Raw genomic sequence first — 19,608 nt, 5'->3', positions numbered from 1 at the left:
CCGGCGCCGGACAGGGCCCGTTCGCCGCACGGATCACATCACAGCAGGTCGGCGGCTGTCCATGGAGTCACGCAGGCTCATGACCGGGGCGCGGCGATCTTCCCACCCGGTGAGGGAGCAGCGGCACGCATGACGTACGCCACCCATGTGCGGGCATCGCGGGTGTTTGCCGACGCCTCGACGGGTAAGGGGCTCCTTGATCGCCGGAGGCGGCAATCCGGCGGAAGGTTCATGAAAGACAACACGAAGAGGAGGGTTCGATGTCCTCGAAGCGACGTCGCAAGAAGAAGGCCCGCCGCAAGAACGGCGCGAACCACGGAAGCCGTCCGCAGACCTGAGGACGCTCCGGCGACGGGGGGTGGCAGCGCCACCCCCCGAACGCGTTCCCCGGGCCCGGCGCGGCCACATCACCCCGCCGACGGTCCCACACGCGGGCCGGGACCGGAGCCCGCCCGACGCGCGGCACGAGCGCTCCCGAGCCGGGCACATCACCGTCGGCGTGCGCGCAGGGACGCCACACACCCCATCCGCGCGAAGGCGACGCAGCGAGGCCGCTCCGCCGGTTCGGACCCGGCGGTGGCGCTCCGCCTGCTCGGTCAGGCGTCCGTGACGGCTGCGAGGGAGCGGGGGCGCAGATCGGTCCAGTGGACCTCGACGAAGTCCAGGCACGCCTCTCGGGTGTTCTCGCCGAAGACGGTCGTCCACCCGCCCGGCACCTCGGCGAAGGACGGCCAGAGCGAGTGCTGGCCCTCGTCGTTCACCAGGACCAGGAAACGGCCTTCGGGGTCGTCAAAAGGGTTGGTGCTCATGGGTGATTGCCTCCTCGGCTCCGGCGGACGGGGCCGGGAGGCCGCCGCGTAAGGACGGGTTGCGATTAGGTTAGGCTCGCCTAATCGGTGCGAGCCTACCCTTTCAACTTCGCCCTCACAAGGAGATGTTCATGCGCATGGTGACGGAATGGGCGTCCTTCGGGTGCGACGCGAACGAGCCGGCAGCCGCGCACGACCGGATGACCCGGCCGCGCCGCACGGCCCGGTCATGAGCGCGTTCGCCGGTGGGGCGGAGCACACCTTCGCGAAGTTCGGCCTGTCCGGCACGCCCGGCAGCGAGGCGTTCTGGGACGGGGTGCGGGCGCCGGCCTCCGTCCCCGCCGAGGGCGGCGGCTGGCTGACACTGTTCCTCCGTCGCGGATCTCCGGCGAGCATAGGTTTCGAGAGCTGGTCGGACCCGGTGCCGCTCCACAGGTGGGCGGAGACGGACTGCTGGTACGCGCAGGTGCGCATGCCCGCCAGGCTCCGGGTGACCTATCAGTTCCTCACGGATGACGAGGCGTACGCCGACCCCTTCAATCCGGCCGGCGCGGGAGGCGACCGGTCCATCGCTTCGACCCCGGACGTGCCGCCCCAGCCGCACTGGCCCGCCGTCGGTGCCGACGACATCCTTCCCCTCCCTGCGACACGGCTGCGCTGGGCCTCGGAGCGCCTGGGCGGACGGCGCACCGTACGGGTCCACCCGGTGGGCGGCGGGGGTCCGGTCGTCCTGCTGCTCGACGGGGACGACTGGCTGTATCTGCACCCCGCGACGACCGCGTTCGAATCGGCCGTGGCCGACGGCGCGATGCCGCCTGTCACGCTCGTCTTCCTGCCGGCCAAGGACAGGGCGGCCGAGTTCGGCTGCCGGCCCGAGCTGTGGCAGGCCGTCCGGGACGAACTGCTGCCGCTGGTCGCGGGATCCGGCGTGCCGTCCGACCCGGACACACTGGTGGTCGCCGGGCAGAGCCTGGGCGGGCTGAGCGCGATGTACGCGGCACTGGAGTTCCCCGGCCTGGTGTCGCGGATCGCGTGCCAGTCGGGGTCCTTCTGGTGGGAGCCCGGGGCGGAGAAGCTCCCGGACCCCCTCGCCGGGCCGCTCGGTGGAGCCGTGGCTGCCCGGCTGCGGGAGAGCCCCGACCTGACCGGTCTCCGAATCGCGTTCGACGCGGGGGAACACGAGACGCGGATGCTGCCCCACTGCGAGCTGGTCGAGAGTCTGGCCGGGCGAGCCGGGGCGGCGGTCAGGGTTTCCCGTTCGCCGTCGGAGCACGACCGTGCGGGCTGGCGGCACGCCCTGCTCCGGGACGTGGCCTGGGCACTGGCCCGGTAGCCCTCCGTCACCTTCGGCGGCCTCGTGCGGTGGCGGTCATCCCGAAGGCCTGCCACCGCACGATCCGGCGCGCCCCTATGGGCGTCCGGGGACCACCCGGCTGCCGGACGGCGCGGGCGCGATCTTCACCGACGCCCCTCAGCGCCTGCCCCCTCGGCATGGCGAGGCGTACCTCCAGGCGGGGCCCGGCCGGGGTGGGCCGGGACGGTCCGGATGGCTCGCGGGGTTCCGGTCCGAGCCGATCCGTGCGGTGTGACGGTGGGCATGGCCCAAATCGTGCAGATCACACCAGTGTCCGGGCGGGACCGTTTGCCATTTTGGATGAGGTGCATCATCCTCAATGTGGATGACGAAAATACTCCACAAGCCGCGGCCGTCCCTCACCACCGACCCCGTCACCTCCCGCCCGAGGCTCACGGCTCCGAGCCCACGGCGATACGCGTCAGCCACGGGCTGAAGCGCCGGGACGTTCGCTCGAGCCGTCGTGTCCGTCCCCGGGCCGGCCCCGTGTGCCGGCCGGAGCCCCACGGGTGCACTGCCCAGTCCCGCGCGGGACTGTCCGAGGCAGGTGCCCGCCACTCCAGCCGATCTTCGCAGAGAGGAAATCGTGACCACAGCAGCAGCCGCCATGCCGAACGCAAAGCGCGGAACCATTCCCGTCTTCGCCGCTGCCACCGCCGTGACCGTGTCGAACATCTACTTCACGCAGCCCCTGCTGGAGCAGATCGCCCGTAGCTTTCACATCTCCGCCGCGGCCGCCGGTCTCGTGGCGACCGCCGGCCAGATCGGCTACGCCCTGGGCATCGTGGCGATCGTCCCCCTGGCCGACGGAGCCAAGCTGCGGCGGCTGTCCGCCGTCCTGCTCACGGTGACCACGCTGGCACTCGTCGCCGGAGCGTTCGCGCCCTCGATCACACTGCTGAGCCTTGCGGCCCTGATCCTGTCCGCCACGACCGTGATCCCCCAAGTGATCATGCCCACCGCCGTGGCCATGGCCGCGAAGGGGCAGGCAGGCCGTGTCCTCGGAGCGATCGGAACCGCACTGACGCTGGGTGCGCTGGTCTCCCGCAGCGTCTCCGGCGTCCTCGCCGAGATCACAGGAACATGGCGGGCAGGATTCCTCTTCTCGGCAGTCGCCACAGCGGCCCTGCTCCTGATCCTCCCCCGGTACATGCCCGCCAAGGCCGGACAGGGGACCGGTGAGACCCTGGGCTACCGCCGGCTCCTCAGGTCTCTGCCGGCCCTCTTCCCGCGCTACCCCGCACTGCGCATCTCGGCAGCGCTGGGCGGACTCGTCTTCGCCGCCTTCTCGGGCTTCTGGGCCGTACTGGCCTTCCACCTCACCGAGCAGCCGATAGGACTCGGGGCCGCCGCGGTCGGGCTCTTCGGAATCGCCGCCGTCCCCGGCGCGCTGGCCGCCCGGTACTCGGGCCGGATGGCCGACCGGTGGGGGCCGACGGTCGTCAACGCCGCCTCGCTCACCGCAGTGGCACTGGCCCTCGCCCTGTTCCTGATCGCCGGCGACTCCTTGGTCGCCCTGTTCATCGGCGTCAACCTGCTGGGCTTCGGCACGACGAGTGGCCAGATCGCCAACCAGGTCCGCGTCTTCACCGCCGGGCCCGAGGTCCGCGCCCGGATCAACACCCTGTACATGTTCTCGGTGTTCGCCGGTGGCGCCACCGGGACGGCGGTCGCAGGGGCACTCTTCGCCGCTTACGGCTGGTCAGGGGCGATCGCGGGCGGGTTCGGCTTCCTCGGCCTCGCGGTGGTCGTGCTCGCGCTGCACGCGGCCGGGACCCGGCGCAAGCCGGCCGGATCTGCACTGGCAGACGACTCCGTGTCCCTCCCCGGGGCCCGGGCCCGGGTTTCCAGTGACTCCGCGTCCCTCCCGGACACCCGTTCTCCGGGTGACCGCGTCCGGGCCGGCGTCGGTTCGGAAGGCTCTTCCGGCCGGTAGGACGGTCGGGGGCGAAGCCGCAGCCGCCCCGGTTCCGGCGCCGCTCAGGCGTCACGTCCGTCGGCGGGGGCGGTGCACCGGCGATCGACGCACCGCCCTCCACCTGTGCCGTCGGGAGGAGCCACGGCCACGGGCGGGCCCCGATCGGCCTCCCCGGAGCGGTCCGCGCACAGCCGCGGACCTCAGTGGGCCCGTACGACCGCGCGAACATTGTCGATGCTGCCGCAGCCGGTCTTCAGGTGCTTCTCCCGGTCGCGGAGGAAGACGGCGGCGAGTTCGGCGCGGCGCTCGTCCGGCACGTTCTCCCGGGCACCGTTGAGGATCGTGCGTTCCTCCTCGTCGAGGTGGTGCGTGATCGCTTTCGCCAGTTCCTCCAGCCTCTCGTCCCACTCGTCGGAGCCGACGTCCCGGACTTCCATCAGGGCGAGGAGCGCCTCGTTTCCCTCGTGGTGTTCCTCCTCCCCGTGCTCGATCTCCTCGTTGTCCACGCCGCGGAACCGTTTGAGCGCGGGGTACACCTCGGCCTCCTCCGCCTCGCCATGGGCGATCAGGAGCGCGGCGAAGTCGTTCAGAGCCGCCCGCCGGTCCTCCTCGACACTCCTCATCCGCCGCAGCAGCTCCTCCATGCTGCGATGGTCCGCAAGAATCTCGGCTACCACGTCATGCGCTTCGGACACCACACGCTCCTTCTTCTGGACGGTGCTTCGCTGCTACCCCCGGGAAGGGCGGGCAAGCAGGGCCGTGGTCGGCGTGCCCGGAGCCGGACGCGATGTGGTCCCGGGCCGTCCCGGCCTGCACAATGCAGCGTGTGACTGATCAGGACCCGTATCTGTGGCTGGAAGACGTCGAGGGGGAGGCCGCTCTCGCGTGGGTGGCCCGGCGGAACGCGGAGACCGAGGCGGCGCTGGCCGTCGGCGACGGCTTCGCCGCGCTGAGAACACGCCTGCGGGACGTGCTGGACGCGTCGGACCGCATCCCGTACACCACCCGGCGGGGCGCGCACCTCTACAACTTCTGGCGGGACGCCACGCGGGTGCGCGGCGTGTGGCGGCGTACGACGCTGGAGCAGTACCGCAAGGACGCGCCCGAGTGGGAGGTCCTCCTCGACCTCGACGCGCTCGCGTCGGCCGAGGGCGAGAAGTGGGTGTGGGCGGGCGCACGCGTCCGCGATCCCGGCCACGACCGCGCGCTGCTGAGCCTGTCGCGCGACGGCGGCGACGCGGTCGTGGTGCGCGAGTTCGACCTCGGCAGCCTGGAGTTCGTCGAGGACGGCTTCCGGGTGGCGGAGGCGAAGACGCGGATCGGCTGGATCGACGCCGACACCGTCTTCGTCGGTACGGACACCGGGCCGGGTTCGCTGACCGACTCCGGTTATCCGCGCACGGTGCGCAGGTGGCGGCGCGGGACGCCGCTGGACGAGGCCCCCGTGGTCTTCGAGGGGGACGCGGGTGACGTCTCGGCCGGCGGCTGGCACGACAGCACCCCCGGCTTCGAGCGGGACTTCGTCGTGCGGACGCTGGACTTCCACCGCGGTGAGCTTCACCTGCTGGGCGCGGACGGCACACCGGAGCGGATCGACGTTCCCGACGACGCCGCCGCGTACGCCCATCGCGGGTATCTCGTCGTCACGCTGAAGTCCGCCTGGCTCGGCCGGCCGGCGGGCTCGCTGCTGGTGTTCGACTTCGACGCGTTCCGGGCGGGCGACCGTACCGCGCAGGTGCTGTTCACCCCGGACGAGCGCACGGCCCTGGCCGGCCACTCATGGACCCGTCACCATCTGATCCTGACGACGATGCGCGACGTGAGCACTCACATCGAGGTGCTCACCCCGGCCTCCGACGGCGCGTGGGCCCGCAGTCCGCTGGCCGAGGTGCCGGCTCTGTCCGACGCGACCGTCGTGGACACGGACCCCGACGTGTCGGACGAGTTCTTCCTCGACGTGTCCGGGTTCCTGCAGCCCTCCACGCTCTACCACGGTGAGACCGGGGGCGGGATGGAGATCCTCAAGCAGGCTCCGGCACGCTTCGACGCGGCCGGCCTGCGGGTGGCTCAGCACTTCGCGGTCTCCGAGGACGGCACGCGGGTGCCGTACTTCGTGATCGGCCCCGCCGATGGCGGGCCGGGTCCCACCCTGCTCTACGGCTACGGCGGGTTCGAGGTCTCGCTCACGCCGTACTACGGAGCGGTGACGGGCAGGGGCTGGCTGGAGTACGGCGGTACGTACGTGATCGCGAACATCCGGGGCGGCGGGGAGTACGGCCCGACGTGGCACCGGGCCGCGCTCGGCGCGGACCGGCACCGGGCGTTCGAGGACTTCGCCGCGGTCGCCGCCGACCTCGTCGCCCGTGGCATCACCACGCCCGCCATGCTCGGGGCCGAGGGCGGCAGCAACGGCGGACTGCTCATGGGCGCGATGATCACCCGCTACCCGGAGCTGTTCGGGGCCGTCGTCGCGGACGTCCCGCTGCTGGACATGCTGCGCTTCCACAAGCTCCTGGCGGGCGCGTCCTGGATCGCGGAGTACGGCGATCCCGACGACGAGGCCGATCGCGTCCACCTGCGGGAAACCTCCCCCTATCACCGGCTGGCGGCGGGACTCCCCTGCCCGCCGGTCCTGCTGAAGACGTCCACCCGCGACGACCGGGTCCACCCCGGGCACGCCCGGAAGACGGCCGCGCGCATGCGCGAACTCGGCCTGCCGGTCCTGTTCCACGAGAACGTCGGCGGCGGCCACGCGGGCGCGTCGGACAACGAACAGGCCGCTCACAACCATGCACTGGTGCACACCTTCCTCCGGCAGCACCTGGCACCGGGGGATCCGCCCGCCGCTCCCTGACGAAGGCCGGGCGGGGGGCCGGCCCCCCGCCCGGCCCCCTCGGATCAGCGCGCCACGGCGAGGCAGTAGGCCTCGTCGGTGGCCAGGAGGTTGCGGTGGGTGTCCTCGGCGGTGATCACGCCGTCGTCCAGGACGAGGACACGGTCGGCCGCGTCCAGGAGCGCCGGGCTGCTCGTGAGCACGACGGTCGTCCGGCCCCGGCGCAGCTTCGCGATGTTCCGGGAGATGAGCTGTTCGGTGACCGCGTCCACCGCGGTCGTCGGGTCGTGGAGCACCAGGACCTCGGCGTCCGCGGCGAGGGCCCGGGCCAGGGACAGCCGCTGCCGCTGCCCTCCTGAGAGGTTGGCCCCGCGGTCGCGTACACCGTGGTCGAGCCCCTCCCTGTGGAGGGCGACGACATCGGTCAGCATGGACGCCTCGACAGCCTCCGCGACCGTCGCGCTGGTGCCGGACGGGTCGATGTTCGTGCGGAGGGTGCCCGCGAAGATCTCACCGTCGTAGGGGTTCACGAGCATGTGCTCCCGGACCGCCTCGACCGACAGGCCCGAGAGGTCCTGCCCGCCGAGCCGCACCGCTCCCTCGTACGCGTGGGGCGGGGTGTTCATGGCCAGCACGGACGCGAGGTCGGCGGCCGCGCGGGGCCGGTAGGCGGTGACCGCCACGAACTCCCCCGCGCGCACCCGGAACCTCAGCCCGCCCAGACACCCGTGGGTGACGTCGTCGATCTCGAGGTCCCCCCCGGTGGCGGGGCGTTCGGGCCCCGGGGTGGTCACCGGAGGTGCGGTGAGGACCAGAGCCATCCGCTCGGCGGAGGCGCGCGCCATCATGACGTACTTGGGCATCTCCGAGAACATCTTGAGCGGTTCCATGATGAACTGCGCCAGTCCCACGGCCATCACGAGCTCGCCGATGGTGATGCGGCCCTCGAAGGCGAGCCAGCCGGCCGTCAGGGTCACCGCGGCGGCGAGGACCGCGTTGAGGGCCAGGGCGGTGCCGGCGTACACGCCGTTCACCCTGGCGACGGTGACCGCCTGGCGCCGTGCCTCGGTACTGACCTTCCGGTAGGAGAGGAACGCCGCGTGGTTGCCGCCGAATCCGTGCAGCGGGCGCAGGCCGGTGATCAGGTCGGCGACCTTGGCTCCCGCCCGCGCCACCCGGGCCTGCTGCTCCCGGGTGCTGGAGCCGATCCGCCCGGACATCACGCTCAGGACCGAGAGGATCGCCACGGTCCCCGCGATCACCAGGAGGCCGAGCCGCAGGTCGGCCAGGCCGAGCGCGACCGCGGCGACCACCACCGCGACCAGCGAGCTGATCAGCAGCGGTACCACCTCGATGATGTCCGCGGTCTGGTCGGCGTCCTCGGTGGCGATGGTCAGCACCTCGCCGGACTTCAGGTCGACGTCACGGGCCACCGGCTGGAGGCCGCAGGCCGCGACCCGCACCCGCCAGCGATGTGCCTCGGTCGTGTTGGCCTTCTGCAGGACGCGCATCCCGAAGCGCCACGACAGCGACACGGTCGTGATGATCACGGCCAGGGCGGCGATCGAGAGGCCGAGCGAACCGGGGCTCCGGTTCTGCAAGGTGTGTTCGACGATCAGGCCGAGGGCGATGGGGAAGGCGGTCTCACCGGCCTGGTACAGACCCATGAGCACGGTGCCCCAGGTCATGGCGCCGAGGTTGCGGCCCAGGGCCGTCCTGAGGATGTCGGACCCCTGGCGGGGCCGCTGCGTGTCAGTTGTCATCGAGGTGGCGGGCAATCGCTTCCGGGGTTCGCAGGGTGAGCAGGTCGCGGATGGTGAGTACGGGGCCGAACTCCCGCCGCAGCAGGCCGACCAGCCGGACCGCCACCATGGAGTGGCCTCCCAGGGACACGAAGTCGCTCACCGCGCTCACCTCGTCATCATCCAGGTCGAGCGCCTCGGCGAAGAACTCGCAGACCAGGGTCTCCGTCCCGGTCTCCGGGCCGCGCTCGCCGCCGGTGGTCAGCACACCCAGGGGTTTGGCCTCGGGCAGCGCCTTGGTGTCGGCCTTCCCGTTCACGGTCAGCGGGATGCCGTCGACCTGGGCGTAGTGCGTCGGGCGCAGGAAGTCGGGCAGTCCCGCCCCCGCCTCCGCGGCGACCGCGGCCAGGTCGGAGCCCGCCTCCAGCACGAGGTAGGCGGCCAGCCGGTACGCGCCGTCGACCTGCGGGGCGGGCTGGGCGACCGCGGCGACGAAGCGGACGGCGGGGTGCCGCGCGAAGGCGGCCTCGACCTCGCCCAGTTCGACGCGGTGGCCCCGGATCTTCACCTGCTGGTCGGTGCGGCCCAGGTACATCAGGTTTCCGTCCGGGCGCCGGACAACCAGGTCGCCGGTGCGGTACATGCGCTCTCCCGGCGCTCCGAACGGGCACGCCACGAAGCGGTGGGCGCTCTGTGCGGGCTGCCCGAGGTAGCCGCGCGCGATGCCGATGCCGGCCACGTACAGCTCCCCGGGGACACCGTAGGGCAGGGGACGCAGCCACGGGTCGAGGACGTACACGTCGGTGTTGTCGATCGCGACGCCGACCACCGGGTCCTGGCACTCGAAGGTGCCGACGCCGAGGGTGTTGATGGTGTATTCGGTGGGCCCGTACAGGTTGTAGCCGACGGTCCCCTCGGTGTCGGCGAGCCGCTGCCACAGCGCCGGGGTCACGGCCTCACCGCCCAGCAGCACCAGGGCGGGCCGCCGCGCGGGTTCGTCGAGCAGGCCCTCGGCGACCAGTTGCTGGGCGTACGTCGGGGTCACGTTGATGACGTCGATCCCGTGCTCCGCGCAGTACTCGACCAGACGGGGTGCGTCGCGGCGCAGTTCCTCGTCGCAGATGTGCACCTCGTGACCGTCCGCCAGCCAGAGCAGTTCCTCCCAGGACATGTCGAAGGCGAAGGACACGGTGTGCGCGATGCGGAAGACGCGGTGGCCGTGCTGCGCAAGCACCGGTTCGAAGATGCGGCGCTGATGGTTGATCAGCATGTTCGTGAGACCGGCGTACTCGGTCACGACGCCCTTCGGCCTGCCCGTCGAACCGGAGGTGTAGATCGTGTACGCGGGATGCCGCAGCCGGTCCGGGTCGTCGGGCGCGTATGTGACGAAGGGCTCTGCCTCGGGCAGTGTCCTGTCCAGCTCGATCAGTTCGCCCGTGAGCCGCGGGGACACGGCGCTCACGGTGAGGGTCACCTCGGGCCGGGCGTCGTCGACGATCGCGGCGATCCGCTCGTCCGGGTGGTCCAGTTCCAGCGGTACGTAGGCCGCGCCGACGCGCAGCACCGCGAACAGGGCCACGATCGAGTCGAGGGACCGGGGGATCGCGAGGCCCACCGTCGTCTCCGGGCCGATGCCCCGCCCCGCGAGTACTCCCGCGACCTCGCGGCTGCGGTCCCGGAGCTGGGCGAAGGTCATGGTGGAGCCGTGGGCGACGAGGGCGGTCCGCTGCGGGTCGAGATCCGCCGCCCGGTCGAACCGGTCGACGACCGTGTCCGTGCCGACGTCCGTGCGCCCGGCGGGTCCGGCATCGTGGCCCAGCCCCGGGAGTGCTCCGACCGGGCCCGTGGACCGGACGAGGTCGTCGAGCACCCGCAGGTAGTCGTCGAGCAGGCGGCGGGCACGCGCGGGATCGTCCTCGCGGTGCTCCAGCTTGACCGTGAGCCGGTCGCCGGGCGTCACGACCCAGGTGTACGGGTAGTGGGTCGAGTCGTCCGCCGTGACCGAGGTGATGCCGTGCTCGGCGTTCATCTCGGCGAACGCGTCCATGTCGAGGAAGTTCTGGAGCACGAACAGGTTGTCGAACAGGGTGTCGTGGCCGCCGGCCCGCTGGATCTCACCGAGTCCCAGGTGCTCGTGCTCCATCGCCTCGACCCTGGCCGCCTGGACTCCTGCCAGGTACTCCCCCACCGTGTCGCCGGGCCGTGGCCGCGTCCACATGGGGACGGTGTTGAGGAGCACACCGACGATGCCGGACAGGCCTTCGCCCTCCCGGCCGGAGACGGTCACGCCGAAGACGGCGTCACTCCGGCCGGTGTGTGCGCCCAGCAGGAGGCCGAAGGCACCGGTCAGCACCGAGTTCAGTGTGACGCCGTGCGTCCTGGCCGTCCGGCGCAGTGCCTCCGACTGTCCGGCCGTGAGCGTGCGGACGAGCGCGCGCGGCAGGTCGTCCGTGACCGACGGCTGAGGTCCCGCGAGGAGCGTCGGGCCCGGAAGACCGGACAGCTGCGCGGCCCAGAAGCGTTCCGAGACCGTGTGGTCCCTGGAGTCGAGCATCCGGGCGTAGTCCTCGAAGCCGGGACTCGCCGGGGCCGCGGTCAGGGACTCGCCCGCGACGACCGACCGGTAGGCGTCGAAGAGGTCCCGCAGCAGGATCTCGCGCGACCAGCCGTCCCACAGCAGCAGGTGGTAGCTGAGCAGCAGGCCGTCGTGGCCGCCGGGCAGGCGCACCACGGTGAGGCGGATCAGCGGGGGGGCGTCGAGGTCGAATCCCGTGTCGCGGTCCCCGGCCCGCAGTGCGTCGACCTCGGCGTCCGTCGCGAGGCCGACCGTGCGTACGTCGACCCGGCGGCCCGCCTTCAGGACCTGGACCGGGTTGCCGTCGCCGTCTGTGGTGAAGCCGGCGCCGACGACGGGGTGCCGGACGATGACGTGGGCCATCGCCTCGCCGAGCGCTTCGGTGTCGAGGCGCCGGTCGAAGGTGAAGTAGGACTGCGCGACGTAGTGTCCGGCCCGGCCCGCCAGCTGGGCCTGGAAGAAGAGGCCCCGCTGGAGCGGGGTGACCGGTGCGGTGCGCTCGGCCGTCGTGGAGGCGTCCGCGGCGCGCTCGAGTGCCCTGTGCCAGTGACCGGCGACCTCGTCGGGGATGCCCTCGGCGAGCGTGAAGGCCGCGTGCAGGCTTCCGGTGACGTCGTCCGTCCAGGCGTTGACCTCGACGGCGTACGGGCTGCCCTGATCGCCCGCGGTGGGACGCAGTGCCTGGGACTCGCTGCCCCGGCCGAGGTAGTTGAACAGCACCTGCGGGCGGGCGGTCAGCAGCGGGGCGGTCTGCGGGTTCAGATACCTGAGCTGCCCGTAGGCGACGTGCCCGCTCTCGTCGGGCTGGCGTTCGGCGACCTCGCGCGCCGCGGCGACGGGGTCGGTGTGGGCCGTGAGGCGCACGGGGGCGATGGAGGTGAACCAGCCGACCGTGCGGGTGTAGTCGTGGTGCTCGAGTGCCGGAACACGCCCGTGCCGTTCCAGCTCGACCGCGAGGTCGGTGGGCGACGCCTGGACCTGGGTGAGCGCGACCCTGAGCGCTCCGCAGAGCAGCTCGGTGAGACCGATGCCGAGTGCGCCCGGTGCGATGCGGGTCACCCGGTCGCTCAGCTCGGGAGCGAGGACGACGGTGCTCTCGCGCCGGTTCGTGACGGCCGGCAGCAGCGCGGGCGCCCCGAGGGTGTCCAGCCAGTGTCCGAGGCCGTCCAGCAGGTCGAAGGAGCCGGAGTGCAGCGCATCGGCGTATGCGGCGTAGGGGGTGGTGGGCTCCCCCGGGGATGTCCCCCGCATGGCCGCCGTCAGGTCGTCGAGCAGGATGAGCCAGGACACCGCGTCCACCGCGAGGTGGTGCACGGTGATGACCAGGGTACGGGTCCCCTCAAGCCACGTGAACGCGATGACCTCACCCGATGCGGGATCGAGCCGTCCGGCGGCCTCGTCGGCCGCTTCCGTGGGATCGGTCGCGTCGCTGCGGGTCACGGTGACGGCGCGCGGGGGCTCGGTGCGCAGCGCCCACACCCCGTGCTCGGCGCGCAGACGCAGCCGGAGGACCGGGTGCGCGGCCACGACCTCGTTCGCGGCGCGCTCGGCGTCGGCGAATCCGGTGCCCGCGGGTGCGGCCAGCGTCCTGGCCTGGACGAACCGGTGGAGGCTGCCGCCCAGTTCACGCTGGCGCAGGATGACCGGCGTGGCCGGCAGCGGGCCGTCCTCACGGCGGACCGGCACGGGCGTTCCGGTGGGTGGTGTGCGTGTCTCCAGGTGCGCGGCGAGCGCCCGCGGCGTCTTGAGGAGGAACACGTCCCGGGGCGCGATCGGCAGGCCGAGCGCCCTGGCCCGGTTGATGACGGTGATGGCGACGATGCTGTCGCCACCGGCCGCGAAGAAGTCGGTGTCGGCGTCCACGGCGACGGCGCCGGGCAGTGCCTCGTCGAAGACGCCGACCAGCGCGGCGAGCGCGGATCCCGCCACGGCCGCCGGGGCGTCGTCACCGGCCGCGCGCTCGGTGAGGGCCCTGCGGTCCAGCTTGCCGTTGACGGTCAGCGGGAGGGCTTCGGCCGGCAGCACACGTCCCGGCACCATGTGGGGCGGCAGTTTCGCGGACAGGTGGCCGGCGAGGTCGTCGGGCGCCCGGCCCACGATGTGCGCGACCAGGTGGTCGCCGGTGTCCGCGACGGTGACCGCCACGTCGACCACGCCGTCGAGCTCCCTGACAGCGGCCTCGACCTCGCCGAGTTCGATGCGGAAACCCTTCAGCTGCACCTGGTCGTCGGCCCGGCCCGCGAACTCCAGCTCACCGTCGAGCGTGCGGCGCGCGAGATCGCCCGTGTGGTACATCCGGGAGCCGTCGCCGGCGAACGGGTCGGCGACGAACCGTCCCGCGGTGAGCCCCGGCCTGCCGAGGTAGCCGAGCGACACCTGGTCACCGGCGACGTAGATGGCTCCCACCCGGCCAGGCGGCACCGGCCGGAGCCGGTCGTCGAGGAGATGGGTGACCAGACCGGGGAGCGGGCCCCCTATGGGGCTGACCTCGCCGAGGAGGTCGGCGTCGGTGAGCACGCGGTGCGTGACGTGGACGGTCGTCTCGGTGATGCCGTACATGTTGACCAGTTCGGGCGAGGCGGTGCCGTGCCGCTCCGCCCAGGGGCGCAGGCGCACGGGGTCCAGCTCCTCGCCCCCGAAGATGATCCGGCGCAGCGAGGTGACCGGCTCGGCGGCCTGCCGGTCGGCCTCGATGAACTGGTGGAAGGCGGACGGGGTCTGGTTGAGCACCGTCACGCCGCGCTCGCGGACCAGCCGGTGGAAGTCGACCGGGGAGCGGGTCAGGGCGTAGTCCGGCACCAGCAGTTCACCGCCGTGCGCCAGCGCGCCCCACAGCTCCCAGACCGCGAAGTCGAAGGAGTAGGAGTGGAACTGGACCCACACGTCCCGGGGCCCGAAGTCCATGGCGGGCCGGGTGTTGGCCAGCAGCGTCACCACGGCCGAGTGCGGCACGACCACGCCCTTGGGCCTGCCGGTGGACCCGGACGTGTAGATCACGTAGGCGGGTTCGTGCCGGCCGGATTCCCCGCGCACATCCTGCGTGGGCGCCGCGGGCGGCTCGTCGCCCATCACGAGCAGGTGAGCGGCGGCTCCGTCCGGTGCGGCGGCCAGCAGCCGCGCGAAGCGAGTGCGCTGTTCACGGTCGACGAGCACGACCTGCGGGTCGGCGTCGGCGAGGACGTACTCCAGCCGTTCGTCCGGGTACGCAAGGTCCAGTGGTACGTACGCCCCGCCGGCGCTGACGATCGCCACCAGTGCGACGACCTGTTCCAGCGAGCGCGGGACGGCGACCGCGACACGTGTGCCCGGCCCGATCCCGGCCGCGCGCAGCGCCGCCGCCAGGGAGTCCTTGGCCTCGGCCAGCTCGCCGTACGTCATGGACGTGGTGGAGCCGTCCAGGGCGCACAGGGTGACCGCTGTGGCGGCCGGATCGCGCTTCGCGGCGGCGTCGAACAGCCCGTGCAGGGTCGCCGGGGTGACGGCGGCCGGGAGGGGGCCCTCCTCGGTGGCGAGTTCACCGGCGAGGGCGTCCGGCCGGGTGAGCAGGCCGGTGAGGGCCCGGGTGAAGGTGTTCAGGATCGCCCGGGCGCCCGGCTCCCCCAGGAGCTGGGCGTCGTAGATCAGGTCGAAGCGCGGACGGCCGTCCGGGGTCCGCTCCACGACCAGGGTGAGCGGGTAGTGCGGAGCGCCCTCGTTGGCGATGCCGGTCACGGCCGGCTCGTCGCCGGACCCCCGCAGTTCGTCCACGTCGGTCGCGACGTCGAACACCACGAGGGTGTCGAACAGTGCGCCGGCGCCTGTCCTGCGGCCGATCCGCGCGAGGGAGACGTGCTGGTGCGGCAGCACGGCGCTCTGGTGTTCCCGGACCGACGCCAGCAGTTCGCGCGCGGTGGTCGCGGGGGCCCAACGGGCGCGCACCGGGACCGTGTTGATGAAGAGGCCGACCATGTCGCCGATGCCGGGCACATCCGCGTCGCGCCCGGACACGGTGGAGCCGAACACCACGTCGCCGCCGTGCAGGAGGCCGCCCAGCGTCAGCGCCCAGGCGCTGTGCACGGCCACGCTCAACGGCACGCCGGCGGCGCGGGCTCCCGCGTCGACGTCGTCCGCCGGGTCCACGGCCGTGTCGGCGAACCGGTCCGACGGGGTGTGCCCCTCCGCGACGAGTGAGGGGCCGGGGAGGCCGGCGAGTTCGTCGGCCCACACCCGGTCGCTCTCCTCGTCGTCACGTCCGGCGAGCCAGCGCACGTAGTCCGGGAAGCCGCCGATCGGATGGACGGTGCCGGGTGCGCGGTACTCGGTCAGCAGGGCGCGCAGCATCGGCGGCACGGACCAGCCGTCGGCGACGATGTGGTGCACGGTCTGCACCAGGACGGAGCGGCACGGGCCGGTGCGGACGAGCGTGAAGCGCATCAGCGGACCGGTGGCCAGGTCGAATCCCGCGCGCCTGTCACGTTCGGCCAGGTCGCGGATCTCCGCCACGGTGATGCCGGGGCGGTCGAGCACGGTGAACGGCGCCGGTACCCCGCTCTCCAGCACCGACACCACGCGGCCGTCGGCCAGGGCGACGAACCGGGCGGCCAGGTTGGGATAGAGCGCGAGCAGCCGGGTGGCCGCCGTCGCGAGCCGTGCGGCGTCCACCTCGCCCTCCAGGGTGAGCAGTTGCTGCTCGACGTAGCTGCCGGCCGAGTCGTCGTCGAAGACCGAGTGGAAGTACAGGCCCTCCTGCAGCGGGGTGAGTGGCAGCACGTCACGCAGCGCCGGGCCGTCCACGTCGTCGACGTCGGCCTGCGTGAGCGGTACGAGGCCGAAGTCGCTCGGGGAGTGCCCGCCCTCGTCGAGCGAGGCCAGCCCGGTGAGCGCCGCCTCGAAGTACGCGCCGATGGTGGCCACGTCCTCGTCGGCGAACACGCCCTCGGGCCAGGAGATGGTGGTGACCAGTTCGTACGCGCCGTTCGCCGCGGGTTCGGCGATCGCGTTGAACTCCAGGGCGCGCGGCAGGCGCATCCTCGGGTCGCGCTTCTCCCCCAGGTGTCCGGTGGTACCGCCGATCCCCCAGTCCCCGGACGCACCCGAGCCGAAGCGGCCCAGGTAGTTGAACAGCACCTGGGGCGCGGGCGCCTCGAAGGCGACGTCGTTCAGGTACCGCAGAGCCCCGTAGGACAGGCCGTTGCTCGGCACACGTGCGAGGTCGTCCTTGACGGCCTTCAGCGCGGCGGCCAGACAGCCGGGTGCGGCGGGATCGTCCGTCGGGCCGGGGTCCACGATCACCGGGAAGAGGGTGGTGAACCAGCCGACGGTCCGGGAGAGTTCCGGCTCGTGGCCGGCGGGGCCCGCAACGAAACGTGCCTCGCGGCCGTGCCCCTCGAGTTCGATGTGCGCGAAAGTCTGGTCCTGTCCGAGGTCGCGCCGCCACCGGGCGAGGGCGACGGCGAGCGCGGTCAGCAGCACGTCGTTGACGCCGGCGTGGAACCTGGCGGGGACCTCACCCAGCAGCGCGGACGTGGTCCCGGGACCGACCCGCACGGTGCGGGTCCGCTCGCGGGCGACGATGTCGTGGTCCGAGACCGGGCGTCTGCCGAGCGGCCCGTCCGGGCCCGGCAGCGGACGCCGGAAGTAGGCGCGGTCGGCGTCGAACGACGCACCGGCCAGCAGCTGCGTCCAGCGGCGGAAGGACGTGCCCACGGGCGGCAGGTCGACGGGCTCACCGGAGGCGAACTGCCGCCAGGCCGTAGCCAGATCCTCCATCAGGATCCGCCAGGACACCCCGTCGACGACGACGTGGTGGACGACGAGGACCAGTTGCCGTGCCGCGCGCCGCCAGACGGCGCTCAGCATCACGCCGTCGTCCGGATCGAGTGCGCCGGTGGCGAGCGCGGCACACGCGTCCAGGGGCTCGTCGCTCTCCTGCCACCGGACCACGGATCCGTCGGCCGACGGGATGTCGAAACTCCACCGCTCGCCGCGCACGAGCTTCGCGCGCAGCATGTCGTGCCGTTCGAGCAGGGCGGCGAGGATCGCGTCGAGGGCCGTCGCGGTCAGTTCCGCCGGGGTGTTCAGCACCACCGACTGCACGAAGCCGTCGACCGCGTCCGTCGTCTCGCCGAGCCACTGGACGACGGGCGATCCCACGACAGGTCCGGTCGCCACGTCGTCGTCTCCGGCCGGGGGGACGTCCTCGCGGCTCGCCACCGCGGCCAGGGCGCCCACGACGCTGTGGGTGAAGATCTGCCGCGCCGTGACGTAGAGGCCCACGTCCCGCAGCGCGCTCAGCAGTGATATCGCCAGGATGCTGTCTCCGCCGAGCCGGAAGAAGTCCTGGTCGACGCCGACCTCGTCCAGGCGCAGCAGGGACGCCACGGTCGCGCACACCAGGCGCTCGTCCTCGGTGGAGGGCGGGACGACCGAGCCGGTGTCGTTCACGGGCTCCGGCAGCGCGCCCCGGTCGACCTTGCCGTTCGCGGTGAGCGGGAACTCCTTCATCACGACGAGCCGGGCGGGCACCATGTACTCCACCATGTGCGCGGCGGCCCACGCCCCGACGTCGTCCGCCCGCAGGTCCTCGCTCCCGGCGGACGGGATCACGTAGCCCACGAGGTAGGTGCCGCCCGCCGTGTTCTTCTTCGCGACGACGCAGGTGTGCCGTACCCCGGGGTGTTCCGCGAGCCCCGCCTCCACGTCCTCGATCTCCAGGCGCATCCCGCGGATCTTGATCTGGTTGTCGGCCCGGCCGAGGAAGTCCAGTGAGCCGTCGGGGGCGAAACGCGCGAGGTCGCCCGTCCGGTACAGGCGCGAGCCGTCACCGGCGAAGGGGTTGGCCACGAAGCGGGACGCCGTGAGACCGGGCGCGCCGACGTAACCGCGTCCGAGGAGGAAGCCGCCCACGTACAGTTCGCCGCCGGCCCCGACGGGGACCTGGCGCAGCTCGTCGTCCAGGACGTACAGCTGGGTGTTGGGGTTGGCCCTGCCGATGGACGTCGACAGGCGTTCGGCTTCGCCGCGGTAGATCACGTGCGAGACGCCGATCGTCGTCTCGGCCGGGCCGTAGCCGTGGTACATCGGGATGTCGAGCCGCGCGCGGAAGCGTTCGTACAGCTCCGGGGTCAGCACCTCCCCGCCGCACCAGACGTGCCGCAGGCTGTCCAGCAGGTCCGAGTCCCCCGCCATCTCCAGGAGCACGTCCAGCATGGACGACACGAGGTAGGTGAAGGTGACGCGCTGCTCCGCGATCACGCGCAGCAGGTGGTGCGGGTCGCGTTCGCCGCCGGGCCGCAGGACGACGAGCCGGCCGCCGGTGACGAACGGCAGGAATATCTCGTTGATGGAGATGTCGAAGGACAGCGGCGCCTTGAAGAGTGACGCGTCGTCATGGCCGAAGCCCAGGATCTCGCGCGACTGCCACAGGAGGCGTTCGCTGATGGCCTCGTGCCGGATCATGGCGCCCTTGGGGCGGCCGGTGGAGCCCGAGGTGAAGATCACGTAGGCCAGGGCCGTGCCGTGCACGGTGACCTCGGGGGCTTCGGCCGGGTGGGCGTCGAACGCCCGGTCCCGGAGGTCCAGGGCGACGGCCCGCGGCTCCGCGGCGTCGTGCTCGCCCGTCTCGTTGAGCTGGAGGACGACCCCGGCGTCCTCGATGACGACCGCCCTGCGCGCGGCGGGCCACTGCGGATCGAGCGGTACGAAGGCGCAGCCGGCCTGGAGCACTCCGAGGAGCCCGACCACCATGTCCGCGGACCGGCTCAGCGAGATGCCCACGACCTGCTCGGCGGTGAGGCCGAGTCCGATCAGGTGGTGAGCCAGCCGCGCGGAGAGCTCAGCCGTCTCGCGGTAGGTGAGCGAGCGGTTCTCGTCGACGACGGCGATGGCGTCGGGCCGGGTCCGCGCCTGCTCGCGGAACATCTCCACCAGGGTGGGGCGGACCCGGTCGGCGTACGTGTCGTTCCACGCGGCCAGGGCTTCGGCCCTCGCCGCGGCGCCGGTCGGGGCCATGGTCCCGATCGGCCGGTCCGGGAAGTCCGCGAGGTCGTCGAGTGTGGCCTGTGCTTCGGCCGGTACGACGCCGGCGGGGACGCTGATGCTGCGGCCGTCCGTGCCCACCTCCCAGCCGGCGCTCCCCGCGCCGCCGTTGGCGGCCCATCCGAGGACGTCGGCGAAGAGCGTGCCGGGGGTGAGGTCGAGGCCCTCGGGACTCCGGCCGGACGACCAGTAGGCCAGCCCGATGGCGCAGGCCTCGGCGAGCGTCCTGTCGGAGTGCTCACCGGTCCGCCGGCGCAGGTCGGTCAGGTTCGCGGGAGAAAGCCGCACGACATGACCGCTCGGTTCCAGCATCGAAGACTCATCGCCCTTCCGAAGTAGGAAAATTACCTGACCTGACCTG

At 72.4% G+C, this 19,608-nt stretch carries 8 protein-coding genes; 4 read left to right on the top strand and 4 right to left on the bottom strand.

Going from position 1 to position 19,608, the window contains the following annotated elements:
* Positions 1–260 precede the first annotated feature (260 nt).
* Complete coding sequence (locus OG206_RS32645) at positions 261–338, top strand: 50S ribosomal protein bL37 (RefSeq protein ID WP_371604899.1); 78 nt, start codon at positions 261–263, stop codon at positions 336–338.
* Positions 339–596: 258 nt separating this feature from the next.
* Here OG206_RS32645 and OG206_RS29245 read toward each other — a convergent pair whose 3' ends face one another.
* On the bottom strand, positions 597–809 hold the full coding sequence (locus OG206_RS29245; RefSeq protein WP_327121341.1) for an MbtH family protein: 213 nt from the start codon (positions 807–809) through the stop codon (positions 597–599).
* 229 nt (positions 810–1,038) lie between these two features.
* Between OG206_RS29245 and OG206_RS29240 the strand changes: the two genes are divergently transcribed.
* Positions 1,039–2,142, top strand: a complete 1,104-nt coding sequence (locus OG206_RS29240) for an alpha/beta hydrolase-fold protein (protein ID WP_327121339.1) — start codon at positions 1,039–1,041, stop codon at positions 2,140–2,142.
* 607 nt (positions 2,143–2,749) lie between these two features.
* Positions 2,750–4,099: an MFS transporter gene (locus tag OG206_RS29235; protein WP_327121337.1), complete on the top strand. Its 1,350-nt coding sequence runs from the start codon at positions 2,750–2,752 to the stop codon at positions 4,097–4,099.
* A gap of 182 nt (positions 4,100–4,281) precedes the next feature.
* On the opposite strand, the gene OG206_RS29230 is transcribed toward OG206_RS29235, so the two are convergent.
* Positions 4,282–4,776 carry a hemerythrin domain-containing protein gene (locus OG206_RS29230; protein ID WP_327121335.1) on the bottom strand — a complete coding sequence of 165 codons (495 nt, stop codon included), beginning with the start codon at positions 4,774–4,776 and terminating at the stop codon, positions 4,282–4,284.
* A 122-nt stretch (positions 4,777–4,898) separates the two neighbouring features.
* On the opposite strand from OG206_RS29230, the gene OG206_RS29225 reads away from it, so the two are divergent.
* Complete coding sequence (locus tag OG206_RS29225; RefSeq protein WP_327121333.1) at positions 4,899–6,935, top strand: prolyl oligopeptidase family serine peptidase; 2,037 nt, start codon at positions 4,899–4,901, stop codon at positions 6,933–6,935.
* A 44-nt stretch (positions 6,936–6,979) separates the two neighbouring features.
* On the opposite strand, the gene OG206_RS29220 is transcribed toward OG206_RS29225, so the two are convergent.
* Positions 6,980–8,677: an ABC transporter ATP-binding protein gene (locus OG206_RS29220; RefSeq protein WP_327121331.1), complete on the bottom strand. Its 1,698-nt coding sequence runs from the start codon at positions 8,675–8,677 to the stop codon at positions 6,980–6,982.
* Positions 8,667–19,559, bottom strand: coding sequence for a non-ribosomal peptide synthetase (locus OG206_RS29215; RefSeq protein ID WP_327121329.1), 10,893 nt, complete (start codon positions 19,557–19,559; stop codon positions 8,667–8,669). Before OG206_RS29215 ends, OG206_RS29220 begins: the two co-directional genes overlap by 11 nt.
* Between the last annotated feature and the right edge of the window lie 49 nt (positions 19,560–19,608).

Source organism: Streptomyces sp. NBC_01341 (assembly GCF_035946055.1).
Lineage (GTDB): Bacteria > Actinomycetota > Actinomycetes > Streptomycetales > Streptomycetaceae > Streptomyces.
The sequence above is the reverse complement of the archived record's forward strand: the minus strand, read 5'-3'. Positions and strand labels throughout refer to the sequence as shown.

Excerpts from the sequence above, each read along its gene's own strand:
- OG206_RS32645 (WP_371604899.1), top strand. The coding sequence starts at position 261 with ATGTCCTCGAAGCGACGTCGCAAGAAGAAGGCCCGCCGCAAGAACGGC.
- OG206_RS29245 (WP_327121341.1), bottom strand. The coding sequence starts at position 809 with ATGAGCACCAACCCTTTTGACGACCCCGAAGGCCGTTTCCTGGTCCTG.
- OG206_RS29240 (WP_327121339.1), top strand. The coding sequence starts at position 1,039 with ATGAGCGCGTTCGCCGGTGGGGCGGAGCACACCTTCGCGAAGTTCGGC.
- OG206_RS29225 (WP_327121333.1), top strand. The coding sequence starts at position 4,899 with ATGCAGCGTGTGACTGATCAGGACCCGTATCTGTGGCTGGAAGACGTC.
- OG206_RS29220 (WP_327121331.1), bottom strand. The coding sequence starts at position 8,677 with ATGACAACTGACACGCAGCGGCCCCGCCAGGGGTCCGACATCCTCAGG.
- OG206_RS29215 (WP_327121329.1), bottom strand. The coding sequence starts at position 19,559 with ATGCTGGAACCGAGCGGTCATGTCGTGCGGCTTTCTCCCGCGAACCTG.